Origin of the sequence: Acidithiobacillus ferriphilus, assembly GCF_018854775.1 — a bacterium.
Taxonomy (GTDB): Bacteria; Pseudomonadota; Gammaproteobacteria; order Acidithiobacillales; family Acidithiobacillaceae; genus Acidithiobacillus; species Acidithiobacillus ferriphilus.
Genome location: NZ_JAAZTY010000003.1, coordinates 1 through 17,689 on the forward strand (window position 1 = coordinate 1; position 17,689 = coordinate 17,689).

16 protein-coding genes and 1 tRNA gene are annotated in these 17,689 nt (G+C 58.9%); 8 read left to right on the forward strand and 9 right to left on the reverse strand.

Going from position 1 to position 17,689, the window contains the following annotated elements:
• Positions 1-91 (reverse strand): 50S ribosomal protein L28 (gene rpmB / locus HF921_RS00070; RefSeq protein WP_215893076.1); only part of this gene is annotated, 91 nt, incomplete at its 3' end.
• A gap of 110 nt (positions 92-201) precedes the next feature.
• Between rpmB and metG the strand changes: the two genes are divergently transcribed.
• A complete protein-coding gene (gene metG, locus HF921_RS00075; protein WP_064218974.1) occupies positions 202-2,241 on the forward strand; it encodes a methionine--tRNA ligase in 2,040 nt (679 codons plus the stop codon).
• Here the strand turns inward: metG and HF921_RS00080 are convergent.
• From HF921_RS00080 to HF921_RS00095, 4 genes are all read right to left on the reverse strand, one after another.
• Positions 2,234-3,352 (reverse strand): 3-deoxy-7-phosphoheptulonate synthase, encoded by a 1,119-nt coding sequence (locus tag HF921_RS00080; protein WP_064218975.1) that lies wholly within the window; start codon positions 3,350-3,352, stop codon positions 2,234-2,236. The two genes, metG and HF921_RS00080, sit on opposite strands and share 8 nt — an antisense overlap.
• Positions 3,353-3,442: 90 nt before the next feature.
• The gene (gene fumC / locus HF921_RS00085; protein WP_215893071.1) at positions 3,443-4,822 is read right to left on the reverse strand and encodes a class II fumarate hydratase; all 1,380 of its coding nucleotides are present in this window, start codon (positions 4,820-4,822) and stop codon (positions 3,443-3,445) included.
• 2 nt (positions 4,823-4,824) lie between these two features.
• A complete protein-coding gene (locus HF921_RS00090) occupies positions 4,825-6,621 on the reverse strand; it encodes a M3 family oligoendopeptidase (protein WP_215893072.1) in 1,797 nt (598 codons plus the stop codon).
• Positions 6,622-6,668: 47 nt separating this feature from the next.
• Positions 6,669-7,115: a DUF1841 family protein gene (locus HF921_RS00095; RefSeq protein WP_215849911.1), complete on the reverse strand. Its 447-nt coding sequence runs from the start codon at positions 7,113-7,115 to the stop codon at positions 6,669-6,671.
• 161 nt (positions 7,116-7,276) lie between these two features.
• Between HF921_RS00095 and HF921_RS00100 the strand changes: the two genes are divergently transcribed.
• Positions 7,277-8,698 (forward strand): hypothetical protein, encoded by a 1,422-nt coding sequence (locus tag HF921_RS00100; RefSeq protein ID WP_064218979.1) that lies wholly within the window; start codon positions 7,277-7,279, stop codon positions 8,696-8,698.
• A gap of 77 nt (positions 8,699-8,775) precedes the next feature.
• On the opposite strand, the gene HF921_RS00105 is transcribed toward HF921_RS00100, so the two are convergent.
• Positions 8,776-9,345: a 3-deoxy-D-manno-octulosonic acid transferase gene (locus tag HF921_RS00105; protein WP_215893073.1), complete on the reverse strand. Its 570-nt coding sequence runs from the start codon at positions 9,343-9,345 to the stop codon at positions 8,776-8,778.
• A 159-nt stretch (positions 9,346-9,504) separates the two neighbouring features.
• Between HF921_RS00105 and glgA the strand changes: the two genes are divergently transcribed.
• From glgA to fdxA, 6 genes are all read left to right on the forward strand, one after another.
• Positions 9,505-10,968, forward strand: coding sequence for a glycogen synthase GlgA (glgA, locus tag HF921_RS00110; protein WP_215893077.1), 1,464 nt, complete (start codon positions 9,505-9,507; stop codon positions 10,966-10,968).
• Between the two features lie 52 nt (positions 10,969-11,020).
• Positions 11,021-12,409 carry an MBL fold metallo-hydrolase gene (locus HF921_RS00115; RefSeq protein WP_215861702.1) on the forward strand — a complete coding sequence of 463 codons (1,389 nt, stop codon included), beginning with the start codon at positions 11,021-11,023 and terminating at the stop codon, positions 12,407-12,409.
• An 83-nt stretch (positions 12,410-12,492) separates the two neighbouring features.
• The gene (locus HF921_RS00120; RefSeq protein WP_064219403.1) at positions 12,493-12,909 is read left to right on the forward strand and encodes a hypothetical protein; all 417 of its coding nucleotides are present in this window, start codon (positions 12,493-12,495) and stop codon (positions 12,907-12,909) included.
• A 104-nt stretch (positions 12,910-13,013) separates the two neighbouring features.
• Positions 13,014-13,664: an endonuclease III gene (nth, locus tag HF921_RS00125; RefSeq protein WP_064219402.1), complete on the forward strand. Its 651-nt coding sequence runs from the start codon at positions 13,014-13,016 to the stop codon at positions 13,662-13,664.
• A complete protein-coding gene (locus HF921_RS00130; protein ID WP_215893074.1) occupies positions 13,643-13,873 on the forward strand; it encodes a hypothetical protein in 231 nt (76 codons plus the stop codon). Before nth ends, HF921_RS00130 begins: the two co-directional genes overlap by 22 nt.
• Positions 13,870-14,490: a ferredoxin FdxA gene (fdxA, locus tag HF921_RS13740; protein WP_215892204.1), complete on the forward strand. Its 621-nt coding sequence runs from the start codon at positions 13,870-13,872 to the stop codon at positions 14,488-14,490. The genes HF921_RS00130 and fdxA overlap by 4 nt, the downstream gene beginning before the upstream one ends.
• A 75-nt stretch (positions 14,491-14,565) precedes the next feature.
• On the opposite strand, the gene HF921_RS00140 is transcribed toward fdxA, so the two are convergent.
• From HF921_RS00140 to HF921_RS00150, 3 genes are all read right to left on the reverse strand, one after another.
• Positions 14,566-15,594, reverse strand: a complete 1,029-nt coding sequence (locus HF921_RS00140; protein ID WP_215893075.1) for an FAD-binding oxidoreductase — start codon at positions 15,592-15,594, stop codon at positions 14,566-14,568.
• Positions 15,595-15,652: 58 nt separating this feature from the next.
• Positions 15,653-17,329: a hydroxylamine reductase gene (gene hcp, locus HF921_RS00145; protein WP_215892203.1), complete on the reverse strand. Its 1,677-nt coding sequence runs from the start codon at positions 17,327-17,329 to the stop codon at positions 15,653-15,655.
• Between the two features lie 266 nt (positions 17,330-17,595).
• Positions 17,596-17,672 (reverse strand) — tRNA-Arg (locus tag HF921_RS00150).
• Between the last annotated feature and the right edge of the window lie 17 nt (positions 17,673-17,689).

Sequence of the window (17,689 nt, forward strand, 5' to 3'; positions counted from 1 at the left end):
GCAGAAAACGGCGGCGGGTCTTGTTGTGGGCGTGGGAAACATTATTCCCCGCCATGGGCTTCTTGCCCATCACCTTGCATACTCTGGACATCGGTTAATCTCCCTGAAAAAAGGCGCTCTTTATACCATAGATGAAAGCGGCCTGCCAGTGGTCCACACGCCATTGCCTGATACGCCTATCCCCTGTAATTTATCAGCACTATGAAAAAACGACGCATATTGATCACCAGCGCCCTCCCCTATGCCAACGGACCCATTCACCTCGGGCATTTGGTGGAATACACCCAAACGGACATCTGGGCCCGCTATCAGCGCCTGCGGGGCCACGACTGCGTCTATGTCTGCGCCGACGATGCCCATGGCACGCCGATCATGCTCCGTGCCCAGAGCGAGGGCATCACGCCAGAAGAACTCATCACCCGCATGCACGGCGATCATCTGCGCGACTTCACCGGCTTCGGTATTCAGTTCGATCTGTATCACAGCACCCACTCGCCGGAAAACTTTGAAATTTCTCAGAGTATCTATCGTGCCCTGCGGGCAGCGGATTACATCAACGTCCGCGAAATCGAACAGGCCTACGATCCCGTCGCCGGCATTTTCCTGCCCGACCGCTTCATTCGCGGCACCTGCCCGCGCTGCGGCGCAGCGGATCAGTATGGGGATAGCTGCGAGGTCTGCGGCGCCACCTACAGCCCCACCGACCTTATCAACCCCGTTTCCGCGGTCTCCGGCGCCGTACCCGAGCGCCGCAACTCGGAGCACTACTTTTTTCAGCTCGGGGATTTCAGCGACTTTCTCCGGCGGTGGATTCACAGTGGCACCCTGCAGGAAGAAGTCGCCCACAAGCTCGATGAATGGTTCAGTATCGGCCTGGCCGACTGGGACATCAGCCGCGACGCCCCCTACTTCGGCATTCCCATCCCCGATGCCCCCGGCAAGTTCTTTTATGTCTGGCTGGACGCCCTGCCCGGCTACATGGCCGCCACCCAGCACTGGTGCGCGACCCACGGCCGCAATTTCGCCGATTACTGGGGCGCGGACTCCACTGCCGAGATCTACCATTTTATCGGCAAAGACATCATTTATTTTCACGGCCTGTTCTGGCCGGCCATGCTCAAGGGCTCCGGACACCGGCTGCCGACGGGTATATTCGCCCACGGGCACCTGACCGTAAACGGCGCCAAAATGAGCAAGTCGCGCGGCACCTCCATTACCGCCGGGCAGTATCTCCAGCATCTGAATCCCGAGTTCCTGCGCTACTACATTGCCACCAAGCTCAACAGCCATGTGGAAGATATCGACCTCAATCTCGAAGACTTCCTGCTCAAGGGCAATGGCGACCTGGTCGGCAAGGTGGTCAATCTGGCCTCCCGCGCGGCGGGTTTCATCCACCGCAGCTTTGCGGGCCGACTGGCCGCCTCCCTGGACGATGATCAGGCTTTTTATGATGGACTGCTACAGACCCAGGAGGCCATCGGTGAGGCCTACGCCGGGCGGGAGTATGGCAAGGCCATGCGTGACATCATGGCGCTGGCGGATCAGATCAATGCTTATGTGGACCAGAATGCACCCTGGACTTTGGCCAAAGATCCGGCCCAACGCGAGGCGCTGCACCGTGTCGCCAGCGTCACCCTGAACGGCTTCCGGGTGCTGATCACCCTGCTCAGCCCCGTGCTGCCGGAGCTATCGCGTAAATCGCTGGAGTTTCTGCAATGCGAATTGGACTGGGCGGGCCTGACCAAGCCGCTTCTCAATCACCAGATCCAGCCCTACACCCATCTTTTACAACGTATGGAAAAAACCCAGGTGGACGCCTTGATCCAGAATCCTGCAGAAAGCCCCGCAACAGCCTCCGGCATGGCGGCGGCCCCAGTGCCCACGCCCGTACCTGCTGAGGCCAAGGAAGAAAACCCCTTTATCAGCATGGACGACTTCAGCAAGGTGGATTTGCGCATTGCGCGGATTATTGCCGCGGACAGCGTGGAAGGCGCGGACAAGCTACTGCACCTCACCCTGGATATTGGCGAGGGCACCCGCTCGGTCTTTGCCGGCATCAAGAGCGCTTACGATCCTACCAGCCTGGTCGGCAGGCTGACCGTGATGGTCGCCAATCTGGCGCCCAGAAAGATGCGTTTCGGCCTGTCCGAGGGCATGGTGCTTGCCGCCAGCGGGCCGGATGGCGGCCCCTTCCTGCTCTCTCCCGATAGCGGGGCGCAGCCGGGCATGCGGGTTAAATAGGGGTCTGCGCGGTCGCCAGCAACTTGCGTTCTTCATAGGTTTCCCGAGCCAGACGCACGTCTTCCAGGAACCACGGGAGCTCTTTCAGCAGCAGGGCCTGCGGGCCATCCACCAGCGCCGTCGCCGGGTCGGGGTGGAAGTCCACCAGAATCATGTTGGCACCGGCCACCACGCCCTGCGCGGTCACATGAAAAACATCCATGATGCCATCCGGCCCCGCATCGCGGCTGCCCACGGAGTGGGACGGATCGATGCAGACGGGCATCCTCGTCAGCCGCTTCACGACCGGCACCTGGGCGAAATCCACGAAGTTACGGTGCGGGTCACCCAGATTCGTCTTCATGCCGCGCAGCCCGAAGACCACCTTGGTATTTCCCTCCGAAGCCAGGTACTCGGCGGCATTGAGGGATTCTTCCAGGGTAATGCCGAAACCGCGCTTGAGCAGCACGGGAAGTTCCTGCTGCCGTCCCACCGCCTTCAGCAACTCGAAGTTCTGGGTATTGCGGGTGCCGATCTGCAGCATGACCCCGGTCGGATGGCCGGTCCTCTCCAGCGCCTCACGGATTTCATCCATATGCGACTCGTGAAGGATCTCCATGGCGATGACGCGCATACCGTACTTGCCCGCCAGATCAAAAACCCAGGGCAGACAGGCCTTGCCGTGCCCCTGAAAGGCATAGGGACTGGTACGGGGTTTGTAGGCGCCCATGCGGGTGCAGACCTGGCCGTTTTCCTGCAGGGCGCGCAGCATCTGCTCGACGTGCTCCGGGGTATCCACGGCGCAGAGCCCGGCAAACACGTTGAGATTGTCCTGGCCGAAACGCACCCCATTGTACTCAAAACCGTTGCCGCGCTGGTCATCATTATGGCGGCCCAGCATCCGGTACTCACGGGACACGCGAATGGCACGTCCCACCCCGGGGAGCGCTTCCATATCTTCTATCCGGAGCTGTTTGGTGTCGCCGATCAGGTAGATTTCGCTGAGTACCTGCTCCGCACCCTGTTCCTGATGGACCCGGAAGTGAATGCCGGAAAGGCCGCGCAGATGGGTAAGAAGTTGCTGAAAGATCGGCGATTGTTCGTCGACGTTGGCTTCTAAAATCAAAATCATGAATTGCCCCCTTCGCGTATGCCAAAAGCTGCGGAGGAGCATAACATGGCGCCGCCCCCGCCTCTACGGAGTCGTGCGCATTTTACCGCGCTATAACCCCAACATGCGTTCCGGGCGCATGTATCTATCGAATTCCTCCGCCGAGAGATGGCCGAGATGGAGCACCGCTGCACGCAGGGTACAGCCCTCACGGTGGGCATGCTGGGCGGCGGCGGCGGCGCGCTCGTAGCCGATGACCGGCGTCAGGGCCGTGACCAGCATCAGCGACTCTTCCATATTTTGGCGGAGCTGGTCCTCTGCCGGCTGCAAATCGCGCAGACAATGATCGCTGAAGGAGCGGACAGCATCACCCAGCAGCGCAATGGATTGCAGAATATTATAGGCAATCAGCGGTTTGTAGACATTCAGCTCAAAATTACCCTGCGAAGCGGCAAAAGCGATGGCCGCATCATTGCCGTAAATCTGCACGCAGACCATGGTCAGGGCCTCGGCTTGAGTGGGATTCACCTTGCCGGGCATGATGGAGGAGCCGGGTTCGTTTTCCGGGAGATGCAGCTCGCCCAGACCGGCCCGCGGGCCGGAGGCCATCCAGCGGATATCATTGGCGATCTTTATCAGGGACATGGCCATGCCACGCAGCGCCGCGCTCAACTGCAGCAATGCTTCATGTCCCGCCAGGGCGGCAAACGCATTGGCCGCCGGGCGGAAAGGCAGACCCAACTCCGCATGCAATCGCGCGCACACCGCACTGGCAAAATCCGGGTGGCAGTTGAGGCCGGTGCCGACGGCTGTCCCGCCCAGCGCCAGGGCATAAAGACCGGGCAAGGTCTGCTCCAGCGCGTGTATGCCTTGCCGCAGTTGCGCCACATAGCCGGAAAACTCCTGCCCCAAAGTGAGCGGCACCGCATCCATCAGATGGGTGCGCCCGACCTTGATGAGGTGGGCAAAATCCCCCGTCTTACGCTCCAACTCTCCCTCCAGATGCGCCAATGCCGGTAAGAGTCCACGATGTATCGCCAAAGCCGCCGCAATATGCATGGCCGACGGAAAAGCGTCGTTGGAGGATTGACCCAGATTGACGTGATCATTGGGATGTACCGGCGTCTTACCGCCCCGGGACTGCCCCGCCATTTCATTAGCCCGGTTGGCAATGACCTCATTGACGTTCATGTTGCTTTGGGTGCCGCTGCCCGTCTGCCAGACCCGCAGGGGAAACTGCGTATCCCAGCGCCCGGCGACGACTTCCGCCGCCGCGTCACTGATCTTTTCGGCCAACGCCTCATCCAGCAGGCCCAGCCCGGCGTTCACCAAGGCCGCCGCCCGCTTGATTCGTGCCAGGGCGTGGATAACCGGGAGGGGCATCTGCTCAGTGCCGATGGCGAAATAACGCAGGGAGCGTTGTGTCTGGGCACCCCAGAGGGCATCATCGTTCACCTCGATAACGCCCATGCTGTCCTTTTCCTGACGCATATTCAGCGTACCTCCGCCAGTTTTTCGGCCTCATCCACCATCCCGGCCATATAATCCAGCGCCCGCGACCAGATTTCCGGGTCTTCCAGATCAATGCCGGCCGCCGCCACTACCTCGGCTGGGGCCTTGCTCCCCCCAAGTTTCAGCATGGCGATGTAACCGGGCACGAAGTCGGCCGGAGCTGCCCGATAGCGCTGGATCAGCGCCAGCGTCAGCAATTCGCCAAAGGCATAGGCATACACATAGCCCGGCGAGCCGATGAAGTGAGAAATATAACTCCACCACCAGCGATAACCAGGACTGAACTGAATACTGTCGGCAAACTGCTCCGTCTGGGTTTGCATCCACAACTCCGCCAGACGCTCCTTACTCAGTTCGCCCTCGGCACGGCGCGCGCCGTGCATGACTTCCTCAAAACGGTGCATGGCCATCTGCCGGAACACCGTGGCAAAGGTATCCTCGATTTTGCCGCAGAGCAGGCCCAGCCGCCGCCGGGGGTCCTGCTCCTCGCGCATCAGTTGTCCGAAAGTCAGCATCTCGCCGAAAACCGAAGCCGTCTCCGCCGTGGTCAGGGGAGTATCCGCGTTCATATGGCCTTGTTCGCGGGCGAGATACTGGTGGATGCCGTGCCCCAGTTCGTGGGCCACCGTCATCACATCCCGCACCGTGCCAGTGTAGTTGACCATGAGATAGGGATGCACATCGGGGGTCACCGGATGGGCGAAGGCCCCACCCCGCTTGCCCGGCGCCAGCGCGGCGTCAATCCAGCCCTCATCGAAAAAGCGCCGACCGATGGCCCCCAGTTCCGGAGAAAAATCCGTCACCGCGGCCAGCACGATGCGCTGACACTCTGTCCAGTCGTAGCGCCGCTCGCCACCCGGCAAAGGCGCATACCGGTCATAATCCATCAACGGCGATACGTTCAATAATTTAGCCTTGAGCCGGTAATAGCGGGCCACCAGCCCATAGCGTCCGACCACGGTTTGCTCCAGCGCCTCGACCATTTTGTCGGAGATTTCGTTGCTCAGATTGCGGTCACTCAGCCAGTGGGGATAGCGGTGCAGACGGTCATCCAGAGCCTTGTCGGCGAGGATGGCGTTGAAACAGGTGGTGAGGGTATGCAAGCGCCCTTCCAGCCCCTTGCTGAGGGATTCGGCCGCATCCCGGCGCAACTCCCGGTCGGGATCGGACAACAGGGTCAACACCTCCTGCTCGGTCATCTGCTTGCCGCGCAAGGGAAAGCGCATCTCCGTCAATGTCTCGTCAAAAAGCCGTTCCCAGAGCGCCCGCCCAGTCACCCGCTTTTCCGACAGAATTTGCTCCTCACTCTCGCTGCGCAGGTGGTCACGATACCTCCGCCAGTTACGCAGCAGGTGCGCCCAATGCGCTAGCGCGGGATCTGCCAGCAGGCTTTCTGCCCGGCTATCCGCAACGGCATTCCAGGCGATATCGAAGAAGATCAGACGATTCTGAATGGCCGTGGCCGCCTCTTCGTAAGCCTGCAGAGCGGCGCCATACGCCGGCTGATCGGCATGGGTCACGTAACTGAGGTAACGAAAGGCGCCCACTCGACCGATGCGCTGGCGGACGGCTTCCAACTGCGCCATGGCCGTCGCCAGTTGCGACGCGTCCAGATCACCCAGACCGGGACGATAGACCTCTGCGAAGCGCGTCGCGGCGCTGTCCGCCCAGCGCATATCCTCGGTCAGCCGCGGGTCATCCACCCCGGCGTACAGATCCCCGAGACGCCAATGTATCTGCTCCGCACCCGTCGCCGCCTGATTCACACCCTTCATCATGCTGCCATTCTCCATCCGAGCAATGTTTGATTCGCGGGCGCCGCTGTTCAGCCCGCCATCTCCGGCAAACCCAGACCACGGCGTACACAAGGCAACAACGCCGTCAGTTCGGGCGCGCGTCCCGCACGTTGGGCCTGCCACATCATCTCGCCCAGACAATCCACGAAAAGATGTTCGGCGCCGGTTTCACCCAGCTTGCGGCGCGCACTGTCGAAGAGGTCCACGATACCCGCAGGCTGTCCCAATGCCAACATCTCCTCCAGCCCTATATGCAGAGACAGGTGCATATAGGGGTTACTCCGTCCCTGCTCGGGCGGAAAATCCTGTTCCAGTCCGTGCGACGCATCGCTCAGCAAGGCATGATATTCCGGATGGCGGAGAATGACGGCGACAATCCGCGTCTGCACCCCTTCCAGTGGACGGCCCTCCTGATAGGCCCGCCAGCTGTCCAGAAATACCTGTCGATATGTTTCTCGTTTACTGCCATAAAGCATAATGATTAGCCTGTCAGAACATACCGGAAGATCATAGGCCAGACCGGCACGGGTAGGAAAGAGAGGCCCTTTGTGGTAAACAAGGCAGGTCCTGGAAGCCTAACCCATCTTAATCAAAAGCACTTATCGCGACATTATTTTCAGCGGGAGATCAGCGCATCATGGCCAACGCGAATGCAGTATCGTCAGCAGCAGTAACCACCCTCAATGAACGCCAGTGGGAAGGACTCGGCAAAGTCGGTGACGCCGCCCTGCAGGTGCAGAACTTGCTGCAGACGCTGCGCGATATCCTCAACGAATTACCGCGGGCCATCGATACCGACAAGCTCATGGAGACCATGAAGCCGTATCTGGAACAATTGCAGCGCGTCTCGGAGTCGCTGCAAGCCTTCATTAAAGGCAACTCCGGTGAGGAGCCGCTGGATCGCCTGCGCAACGTGCTGAACGACGTTCAGAATGCGGAACTCGACAAGACCCTGAAGGAAGTCCTGCAACTCCTCGGCAACCTGCAGCGCGCCGGCTTCTTCCGCTCCATCTCCACCCTCAGCGCTGAACTCAAATGCCCCATCATCGGCGAAAATCCGGAAGACATGGTGCAGAAAATTCATGGCGCCACCGCAAGCATCCAGTACTGGATGGATAGCGCGCGGCAGGGTGTCGGCGTCGTCGGCAACATGCTCGGTCAGCTCGACCTGCCCGATCGCCTCGACGAAATCCAGGAAATGGCCGACCAGTGGATTCAGATGGCCAAACGGGCCCAGCGTCTCATTCAGGGTGACGCCCCCAACCTGCAGGCGCGCCTGAGCGGCATGCTCGACCTGGCGGAAATCCTCGGTGGACAGATGAACATCGCCATCGGTACCCTGCGCGATACCATACCGGAAGTGCTGGAAGGCGCGGACATGAGCGGCACGCTCGCCACTATTGGCGCCGGTGGCAGCCGTTGGATGCACATTGCGCTGCGGGTCAAGACTCTGGCGCAGGGCGACTCCGAAGATCTCGCTCAGCGGGTGGAAGGCTTGCTGGACCAGGTGGAGCGCCTCGCCGGCTATGCCGCGAGCGCGGGCTTCTTCATCCAGGCGGGTAAAGATGGCGTGGGTGCGGTTCGCAACATCCTCAGCGACATGGACCTGCCGGAAAAGCTGGACGATCTTGCGGAAGAAGCCGAAAAGTGGCTGGAAATCGCGCAAATCGGCGCCAAGGCCGTACGGGGCGACGCGGCAAGCATCAACGCACGGGTCAAGGAAATTGTTCAGGGCCTGCATGATGCCCACCTGATGGACATGCTGCCTGACGTCTTCACGCTGGTGGGTAACCTGCAGAAGGCCGGCCTGGTCGGCAAGCTGAACATGATCATGACGCAAGTCGTCCCCATGATCCCCTCCGACGAAGTCTTTGCCAGCGGTGTGCACAAGGCGATGAAGGCGCTGGAGCAGACCAGGACCGAGATGAAGGACGAGAACAACAAGGGTGGCGGTATCTTCGGTCTGATGAAAATCTTCTTCGCCAAAGACACCCAGTTCGTGCTGAAGTTCGCCGTGCGCCTCGCTTCCATCTTCCTGAAGGCGCTGAAGCAGGGCTGATTTTCTAGCTCTCGCAAAAAAGCCCCGCACCTTGCTGGTGCGGGGCTTTTTTGCGTTGCGGGGAAGGGACACAGGTACTAAGCCCCATGCTGTCCCCACCACGCCTTTGCCTTCCCCGCCGCCGCCTTGGCCGCTGCCGGATCGCTCAGCCAGGCCTTCGCCAGATCGACAATCTCCGCATTGCCCCGCGCCCATACCGCAGCGCCGGCGGCCAACAAGCCCTGACGTACCGCGTTATCCGGCATTTTCGGACCGAGGATGAGGGGACAACCATCCGCGATGGCTTTGGCGAGATCCACTGCACCGCCTGCCAGAGTGCCGCCCGGCACACAAAAATCCACGCAACCATAGAAAGCATCGCGCAGCTCCGCCGTTTCCACAAAATAGACGCGGGTTTTGAGGGGCACAAAACTGGTTAACAAACGACTATGGCGGATGGTCTGCAGATGGTATTTCAGCGCCTCCCGATAAACGGGTTCGTAGCGTTCTTCCCGATCCGGCGCCAGCACCATAATGCCCATTTTCACCCGCATCAGCGAAAGAAAAATGGCGTAAGCTTCAGCATCTTCGCCTTCATGCAGATTGGGGAAATATATCACGCAGCGCTGCCGGTCCCGAAATTCCTTAAAACGCTCGCACCATTCCATGCATGTCACTCCTGAACCGCAGTGTGGGATTCTCCAGTCGCCGATGATAGGCGACACTGGCGTATCATTCAAAATTTGCTCAGCGCAGGCGCTTGTGAAGCGCGCACCGCTTTTGTGTTATATTAACAACAATATTCAAGCAAAGAAGAACACGTGCCTATGCTACGAACACTTTTTGTATTTTCGGAGATGGTGCCCTACTCCAAAACGGGTGGTCTCGCGGACGTCGGCGGGGCGTTGCCCCTGGCGTTAAGGCAACTGGGCGCCGAGGTTCGCGTTTTGGTGCCTTACTACGGGTGCCCGGCCACGAGTGATATGCGCTGGTGTTGCGCCGTCAACGTGCCCTATACGGGTGAAACAGCCGAACTGTGGTCGCCGGTGGGGGAAGCACAGATCCTTTTCCTCCGTTATCCCGCTTACTATGAGCGCGACGGCGGTCCTTACCAGGATACTCAAGGCGAAGACTGGCCGGACAATGATCGACGCTTTGCCCTGCTCAACCGGGTAGCCGTCGAAATCGCCCAGGGACGTGTGTCGGGGCTCAATTGGCGTCCGGATATCGTCCATGCCAATGACTGGCAAACCGGACTGATACCCTACTTGCTCGATCTGGAGTCACGGATCGGCGCAGCGCGACCCGCCGTCCTTTTCACTATTCATAATCTGGCCTATCAGGGTCGCTTCGCGCCCGGCGCCATGGCGCCTCTGCACTTGCCGGCGGCGGATTTTCACTGGCTCGGGACCGAACTCTACGGGGCCTTTTCCTTCATGAAAGCGGGTCTGGCTTATAGCGACCAAATCACCACCGTCAGCCCTACCTATGCCGAGGAGATTCAGAGCAGTGCCTTCGGTATGGGACTGGATGGGCTGCTGCAAACCCGATCCGAGCATCTGTCGGGCATTCTCAATGGTATTGATGCCATCCACTGGAACCCCGGCGCGGACCCCTACCTGCCCGCGCATTATTCGCTACAAGATCGGCTCGGTAAGGCGCAGTGCAAGGCGCAACTGCAGAGCAGTCTCGGCCTTCGTCCTGATCCTCATGTATTCCTCCTCGGCATGATCAGCCGTCTGGTGGAGCAGAAGGGGACGGATATGGTACTGGATATTCTCCCTGATCTGTTACGCCGCGGCATGCAAGTGGTGGTATTGGGCAGTGGCGATAAATCTTTCGAGCGACAACTGCTGGAGATGGCCGCGGCGCATCCGACCCAGATGGTGGCGCGCATCACCTTTGACGAAGGGCTATCCCATCGCATCGAAGCGGGCGCAGATGCTTTTCTCATGCCTTCCCGCTTCGAGCCCTGCGGCCTGAATCAAATGTACAGCCTGCGCTACGGCACCCTGCCCATAGTTCACCGTACGGGCGGGCTGGCCGATACGGTCACCGATGCCGACGACTTCCGCCATCCACTACAACGCAACGGATTTGTTTTTGACCGCCCGCACAGCGATGCCCTGCATGATGCCGTGCTGCGCGCGGAAGCGTTGTTCCGTCAACCGGCGCTGTGGTCACATCTGCAAGATCAGGCCATGGCGGGCGATTATAGCTGGCAGCACTCGGCACGCGCCTATCTCCAGCTTTATCACGAGGTGCTGGCGCGGCGCGCAGGCGGTCACTAAGCGCCTCCCGCTCGCCGCTGATTCGCTATACTGGGGACTAAAGGAGAAGCATATGGAAATGCAATTTTATGGCGCCGCAGGGGGGGTCACCGGATCCTGTCATTTTCTGCGCGTTGGCGATAAAAAGCTACTCATCGACTGCGGCATGTTTCAGGGGGGGCATGACCTGGAAGAAGAAAATCGCGCCGAGTTCGGCTTTGCTGCCAAAGACATCGATTATCTGTTGCTGACCCACGCCCATCTCGATCACTGTGGGCGCATCCCCTTGCTGGTGAAACGTGGTTTTCGCGGCGAGATTATCACCACGGCAGCCACCCGTGAGCTGGCACGACTGGTGCTCATGGATGCGGCAGGCCTTGCGGCAGAAGAGGCACGGCGCTCCAACCGGCGTCATCGGCGTCAGGGTGGAACAGAAGCCGAGGCCATTTATGACCTCACCGACGTCCTTGATACTATGGATCGTTTCGGACGCACCGCGGATTATGCGCAGAAAATGGAGGTCTGCCCCGGCGTCAGTATAACCTTCGGAGATGCCGGTCATATTCTCGGTTCCGCCTGGATATTGATAGAAGCCAGTGAAGCGGACAGACAGCAGCGCATCGTTTACTCCGGCGATCTGGGCAATCGCGGCAAGCCCATTATCAACCCGTCCACCCCCGCACCCCAGGCGGACGTCATCGTCATGGAAACCACCTACGGCGACCGCCTGCACAAGGCCATCGGGCCCTCGGTGGACGAGCTGCGCGATGCCATCCTCGACACCCTGAAACGCGGCGGCAATGCCATCATTCCCACCTTCGCCCTGGAGCGTGCCCAGGATTTACTGTATTACCTGCGCGAGATGATGAACGACAACCAACTCCCCGCCAACCTGCCGGTCTTTCTCGATTCGCCCATGGCCATTTCCGCCACGGAGATTTTTCGCCGTCATCCGGAATGCTTCAATCCCGATACCCGTGAAGGTCTGCGACATGGCACCGACCCCTTCGCCCTGCGCAACCTCCACTTCACCCGCGAAACCAGCGAATCCATAGGCATCAATCTAATCAAGGGCGGCGCCCTGATTATGGCCGGATCGGGCATGGCGACCGGGGGCCGGGTCACCCACCATCTCAAACACAACATCTGGCGCGAAGACTGCAGCGTCATCTTTGTCGGCTATGCCGCACAGGGGACGCTGGCGCGGCGCATCATCGACGGGGCGAAAACCGTACGGATATTTGGTGAAGAGATTCACGTCGCCGCCAAAATTTACACCATTGGTGGTTTCTCGGCCCACGCCGACCACGACGAACTCCTCGCCTGGTACGGTGATCAAAAACCGACGCGCACGATTCTCGTCCATGGCGAGGAAAATGGCCGGGAAGGCATCGCCAAGGTACTGCGGGCGCGCGGCTTACCGGTGGATTGCCCGGTCATTGGTGATCGTTATTCCCTCTAAAAAAGCTTTTGCGTTGCGCCGGGACCATAAACGGCTACAATGCCCCGAAGGCTTTTACACCCGCATGCAGGAGGAGTCGTACGATGTCAGGTCACTTTCCTTTTTCCGGCAAGGCCAACCGCGTTTCGGTCTACGCCTTTTTTGAGGCCCGCGACTGGAGCCTTGAAGCGCAAGAGAAGTATTTTGAAAAATGGTACCAGTGGGCGAAAGACTACGTCATGAATGACGCCGACCTGAAAGCCGCCAAAGGCGTACTCTTCAGCAGCGACCATTTTGGAACCCATGCTGACCATGATTTCCATCTGCACGGCTACGCGGTTGCCACGCGCATGCTGGACCTCGGCGAAACCATCAAGGGAAGCATCCTGCCCAAGCTGGACCACGACATGCTCCACGCCCTGGAACACGACCATGAAGAATGGATCGCCGCCGCCAATGCCGTCGCAGCAAGCCATCCCCGACCGGAAGCGCCGGAGATTGGTCGTTATCGTCACGTCTGAAGGTGCGGCCACGGTGTCGGGTCAGGTCACAGACCCGACTTCCGGCATCGCGGCCAGTCTATCCCCCAGCACCTGCACCTGTTCCCGTGGGTAAATGTTGCGCCATGGATCCACAAAACATCCATCGCTGTTTTGCGGCCCTGCGCGCCGCCATTCCTGAACCCAAAACTGAGCTGATCTATCACTCCCCCTTTCAGCTTCTGGTCGCCGTGGTGCTCTCCGCGCAAAGTACGGACAAAGCCGTCAACGCCTGTACCCAGACACTTTTTGCCGCGGCGCCTACCCCCGACGCGATGGCGGCGCTCGGTGAGGACGGCATCAAGACCCATATCCGTCGCCTGGGGCTATTCAACGCCAAGGCCCGTCATGTGCATGCCCTGGCGCAACAACTGCTGGCCCTGCACGACGGCGAAGTGCCCGCAGACCGGAAGGCGCTGGAAGCGCTCCCCGGTGTCGGGCGTAAAACCGCCAACGTCGTCCTCAATACCCAATTCGGGCACCCCACCATTGCGGTGGATACCCATATCTTCCGGGTAGGCAACCGGATAGGTATTGCTCCCGGCAAAACCCCTCTGGCCGTCGAACAGGCCCTGCTCGCGGCGGTACCCACCGAATACCTGCAGGACGCCCACCACCTCCTGATCCTCCATGGCCGCTATACGTGCACGGCCAGACGTCCGCACTGTGGTCACTGTCCGCTTTTCCAATGCTGCGAATGGACGGACAAACATCAGTGGGCAGCAAAATCATCCTAGCCAGCACCGGCTTCGCCATGGGTGCCCGACATCCTGAGCAACTGCTGGCGCAGGCGATCGAAGAGGCCCACCATAAGCTACACGGGCAGACCATTACCGCCGCCCTTTTCCTGTTCAGCCCTCCGCTGTCCCCTGTGCTGCACATCCGGGCTACCGATATCAATCGCAGCGGGCACTGGCGGGTACGCCGCACAGAGGAGCAACCATGACGCATGTAGTGACGGAATCCTGCATTCTCTGCAAGTACACCGACTGTGTGACGGTGTGTCCAGTAGACTGTTTCCATGAGGGTCCCAATTTTTTGGTCATAGATCCTCTGGAATGCATTGATTGCACCTTATGTGTGGCCGAGTGCCCGGTCGATGCAATTTACCTGGACGCGGACCTGCCGAATGGCATGGAAGAGTATCCGGAACTCAATACACAACTCGCTAAAACATGGCCTGTGCTCATCCAGAAAAAACCGGCACTGGCAGATGCCGAAACGTGGGGCAAGGTGCGGGATAAGCGCATTTATCTGGTTACCGGCGAGCATTCTACTGAGACGGCTTTGCCAGAGCCAAGCGCACCCTTGGAAGAATACAAACGTACACCCGAATTCGATAGGGAGCATATACCCGCCGGTTTATTGCACGATCATCACACCAAGGCTGGGGTTTGGGGACGCATCGTGATCCTGGAGGGCCAACTGCGTTACTGCCTGGATGACGGCAGCGGACGCAACTGGTCATTGAGCCCAGAACGTCCAGCCTGGATACCGCCTGATGTACCCCACCATGTGGAGGCGGCAGATATGGTAAGGTTTTATGTAAGCTTTTGGCGCTAGGAAATCTCCATGGAACAAAAAACGTTCCGCAGCGGACGATCACGTCACCTGGAATTCCGAAGCATAGGCACCGCACTATGCAGACAAAAATCGTTCGAATCGCAAACTGGAATCCGGCAACCCCTGGCTCAGGGCCAATTCCGTCACCCCCTGGACCAGCCGCGTTGATCCGCAAACATACAGGTCCGGTGAAGCCGCAAGGCTTCCCAAGTCATCGCGCAAGGCTTCCATTACGCTGCCTCGATAACCCGCCCATTCATTTCCAGGACGTGAAAGGCATATCTTAACCTGCAGTTGGGGAAGTTTATCCTGGATCTGGCGGATTTCCTCCTGACAGAAGAGTTCGTCTTCATATCTCGCGCCGAAATACAGACGTGCCGGAAGCGTTTCCCCCCAATCTGCCATGCGGCGTAGCATCGACAGTAACGGTACGAGGCCGGTCCCGCCACCAACAAACCAACGTGGCTGCAGGCCATTCTCTCTCAGGGTAAACGTTCCAAGTGGACCACGTATATTCAGGCGGTCGCCCACCAGGGCGGATTCCAGATAGGTAGAAAAAGCACCGTCAGGGCGCAGCGTGATAAAAAACTCCAGGTCACCATTCCAGTTGGTGTTATTGGCCAGCGAATAGGCGCGACGCGCCTCGCCGCCAGGTACTTGGATCTCCATAAATTGCCCTGCTTCGAATTCCGCAGCTCCCCCTTGCGTATCGGGTTGCAGGCGTAACAACAGTCGTCGCGTACCCGTAGCCACCATCGTGACATCTATCACTTCGGCCACGCGTTCCGGAATGCGCTCAAAACGGATGTAATTGTAGTCATAGGGCGCCTCCAGAATCAGATCCGCACGCGGATAGGTACGGCACAGAAGGACATCTCCCCGCACCTGCGCACTTTCTGGCAGGGCTTCCGTACTTACTTCCCCCAGGCGATAAGCACCTGCCGTGACCGTAGCCACGCAGGCACCGCAGGTCCCTTTCCGGCATTGGGAAGGAAGCAGGATACTTTCCCGCTCCGCGGCAAAGAGCAAATCTTCCGCCTCAGAACAGACAAAGGACACCCGTTGTCTATCACGGGTATGGATAGTGATATCGTAGTTGGTCATGCTGTGTGCATCCTTATGCTGCTTCGTCCGTTGCCGAACGAAGCAACGATCCGTTGTGCTATGCCGTAGCCGTATGCGTCAGGGCCGCCTGCAAATCCGCTTGCGCCTCGCCAATAAGATCGAGATCAAGATCGAAACGTGATTGGAGCTTCTGCACCAGAGTTGGTGTGAGATAGGCTGGCAGGGTTGGTCCTAGTTTGATCCCCTTGATACCCAAAGCCAGCAGGGAAAGGTGAATAGCGGTAGCTTTTTGTTCAAACCAGGAGAGCATGATCGACAACGGCAGGTCATTGACCCCGCAATTGAACGCTTCGGCCAGGGCACCCGCTACCCGGATGGCGGAGTGGGCATCATTGCATTGGCCTATATCCAGCAGGCGGGGGATGCCACCAATATCTCCGAACTCATGTCTATTGAATCGATACTTGCCGCAACCCAAGGTCATTACTACCGAGTCCGCGGGAGCGTGGTCCGCCACCTCCGTGAAGTAGTTGCGTGCCGGAGAAGCACCGTCGCACCCGCCAACGAGGAAGAAGTGGCGAATGTCTCCGGATTTTACCGCATCTACGATTTTGTCAGCCGCGCCCAAGAGGGTGTGATGTCCAAAACCGATGGTGATCCGTTGATCTTCCGCATCGACAGCGAATCCCGGCAAGGCCTTGGCGGCCTGGATAACCGGAGTGAAATCCCCATCGTCGATATGGCGGACACCGGGCCAACCCACTGGGCCAAGGGTAAAAATGCGATTCTTATAACTTTTGCCTGGTTCGATGATGCAGTTGGAAGTCATGACGATGGGGCCAGGGAAGTCTGCAAATTCGCGCTGCTGATCCTGCCATGCGCCCCCTAGATTCCCGGCCAGATGAGGGTAGGCCTTGAGGGTGGGATAGGCATTGGCTGGCAACATCTCTCCATGGGTGTAAACATTTATCCCTTGATCCTTGGTCTGCTCCAGGATTTGCTTCAGATCATGGAGATCATGGCCGCTGACCAGGATTGCCTTCCCTTTGATCGGGGAGATGCGTACAGAGGTAATTTCCTGCGCCCCAAAGGTCTCGGTGTTGGCGGCGTCAAGTAACTCCATCACCTTTAAGTTCAAACGGCCGACTTCCAACGACTCTTCCAACATTGCATCGATATCCGTTGGATTGCTCGCCAAATAATCCAGGATCACCTCTGCCTGGGCATCGACTTCGTCACTCTGGTAACCCAGGACGCGGGCGTGTTGAGCATAAGCGGCCACACCTTTCATGCCGTAGAGGATGAGGGCACGGGCACCGATCACATCTGATCCGAGATGATCTACCCCGGAGTTTATGGCGACGCCAGAGGCCTGGCGTAACAGTTGTTCCAGACCATCGGCGGGTTGAAAATTGGCTGGACCGGACAAAATTTCGGGAGTCTTGCCCTGCTCTCGCGCCGCCTCCTCGTACAATAATTTGATTCGCTCGCGCCTTTTGGTGGCCTCCTGAATCAGATGGACAAAACGCGTAGCAGTGAAGTTCACATTGGTTAGTGTGGTGAAAAGACCATAAAAAATGAAGTCGTCTGTATACCTGTCGGCAACACCCATCGCCCGCGCCCGGCGCGCATACTGGGCAACGCCCTTAATAAGGTGCGTGAGAATATCCTGCAGATCGGCAGTGGCCTCGTCCTTGCCGCACGTTCCCGGCGCACTGGCACAACCTATTCCGGCGGGGGTACGTGTGGTTTGTTCGCATTGATAGCAAAACATGATGGGCGTCTCCTGAAATTGTGGTGTACGTCCGTGAATGGTGCCTGTCGCGGTCAGGGTAATCCTTGATCTCGATCAAGGATCCGGGATCTACAGCGTCTGCGCACTGAGCTACCAGACAGCGGGGTGGGCAAGACTGACGTGACTTGGAATGGTTTGCGTCTTGCCGGAAACCTCTTGGAGGCGGGTCAAGAACTAAGTAGAGCGTTTAAGCAGGATGACGACAAAGAAAACCCAGGTACGATACTCAGACCTTTAACTTAATTTGGTGCGCAGTACTGGAGTCGAACCAGTGACCTTCGGCTTCGGAGGCCGACGCTCTATCCATCTGAGCTAACTGCGCGTGGCCGAATTATAGGG

Bases quoted from the DNA above. Each gene is read 5' to 3' on its own strand.
- metG (WP_064218974.1), top strand. From the start codon at position 202: ATGAAAAAACGACGCATATTGATCACCAGCGCCCTCCCCTATGCCAAC.
- HF921_RS00080 (WP_064218975.1), bottom strand. From the start codon at position 3,352: ATGATTTTGATTTTAGAAGCCAACGTCGACGAACAATCGCCGATCTTT.
- fumC (WP_215893071.1), bottom strand. From the start codon at position 4,822: ATGCGTCAGGAAAAGGACAGCATGGGCGTTATCGAGGTGAACGATGAT.
- HF921_RS00090 (WP_215893072.1), bottom strand. From the start codon at position 6,621: ATGATGAAGGGTGTGAATCAGGCGGCGACGGGTGCGGAGCAGATACAT.
- HF921_RS00095 (WP_215849911.1), bottom strand. From the start codon at position 7,115: ATGCTTTATGGCAGTAAACGAGAAACATATCGACAGGTATTTCTGGAC.
- HF921_RS00100 (WP_064218979.1), top strand. From the start codon at position 7,277: ATGGCCAACGCGAATGCAGTATCGTCAGCAGCAGTAACCACCCTCAAT.
- HF921_RS00105 (WP_215893073.1), bottom strand. From the start codon at position 9,345: ATGGAATGGTGCGAGCGTTTTAAGGAATTTCGGGACCGGCAGCGCTGC.
- glgA (WP_215893077.1), top strand. From the start codon at position 9,505: ATGCTACGAACACTTTTTGTATTTTCGGAGATGGTGCCCTACTCCAAA.
- HF921_RS00115 (WP_215861702.1), top strand. From the start codon at position 11,021: ATGGAAATGCAATTTTATGGCGCCGCAGGGGGGGTCACCGGATCCTGT.
- HF921_RS00120 (WP_064219403.1), top strand. From the start codon at position 12,493: ATGTCAGGTCACTTTCCTTTTTCCGGCAAGGCCAACCGCGTTTCGGTC.
- nth (WP_064219402.1), top strand. From the start codon at position 13,014: ATGGATCCACAAAACATCCATCGCTGTTTTGCGGCCCTGCGCGCCGCC.
- fdxA (WP_215892204.1), top strand. From the start codon at position 13,870: ATGACGCATGTAGTGACGGAATCCTGCATTCTCTGCAAGTACACCGAC.
- HF921_RS00140 (WP_215893075.1), bottom strand. From the start codon at position 15,594: ATGACCAACTACGATATCACTATCCATACCCGTGATAGACAACGGGTG.
- hcp (WP_215892203.1), bottom strand. From the start codon at position 17,329: ATGTTTTGCTATCAATGCGAACAAACCACACGTACCCCCGCCGGAATA.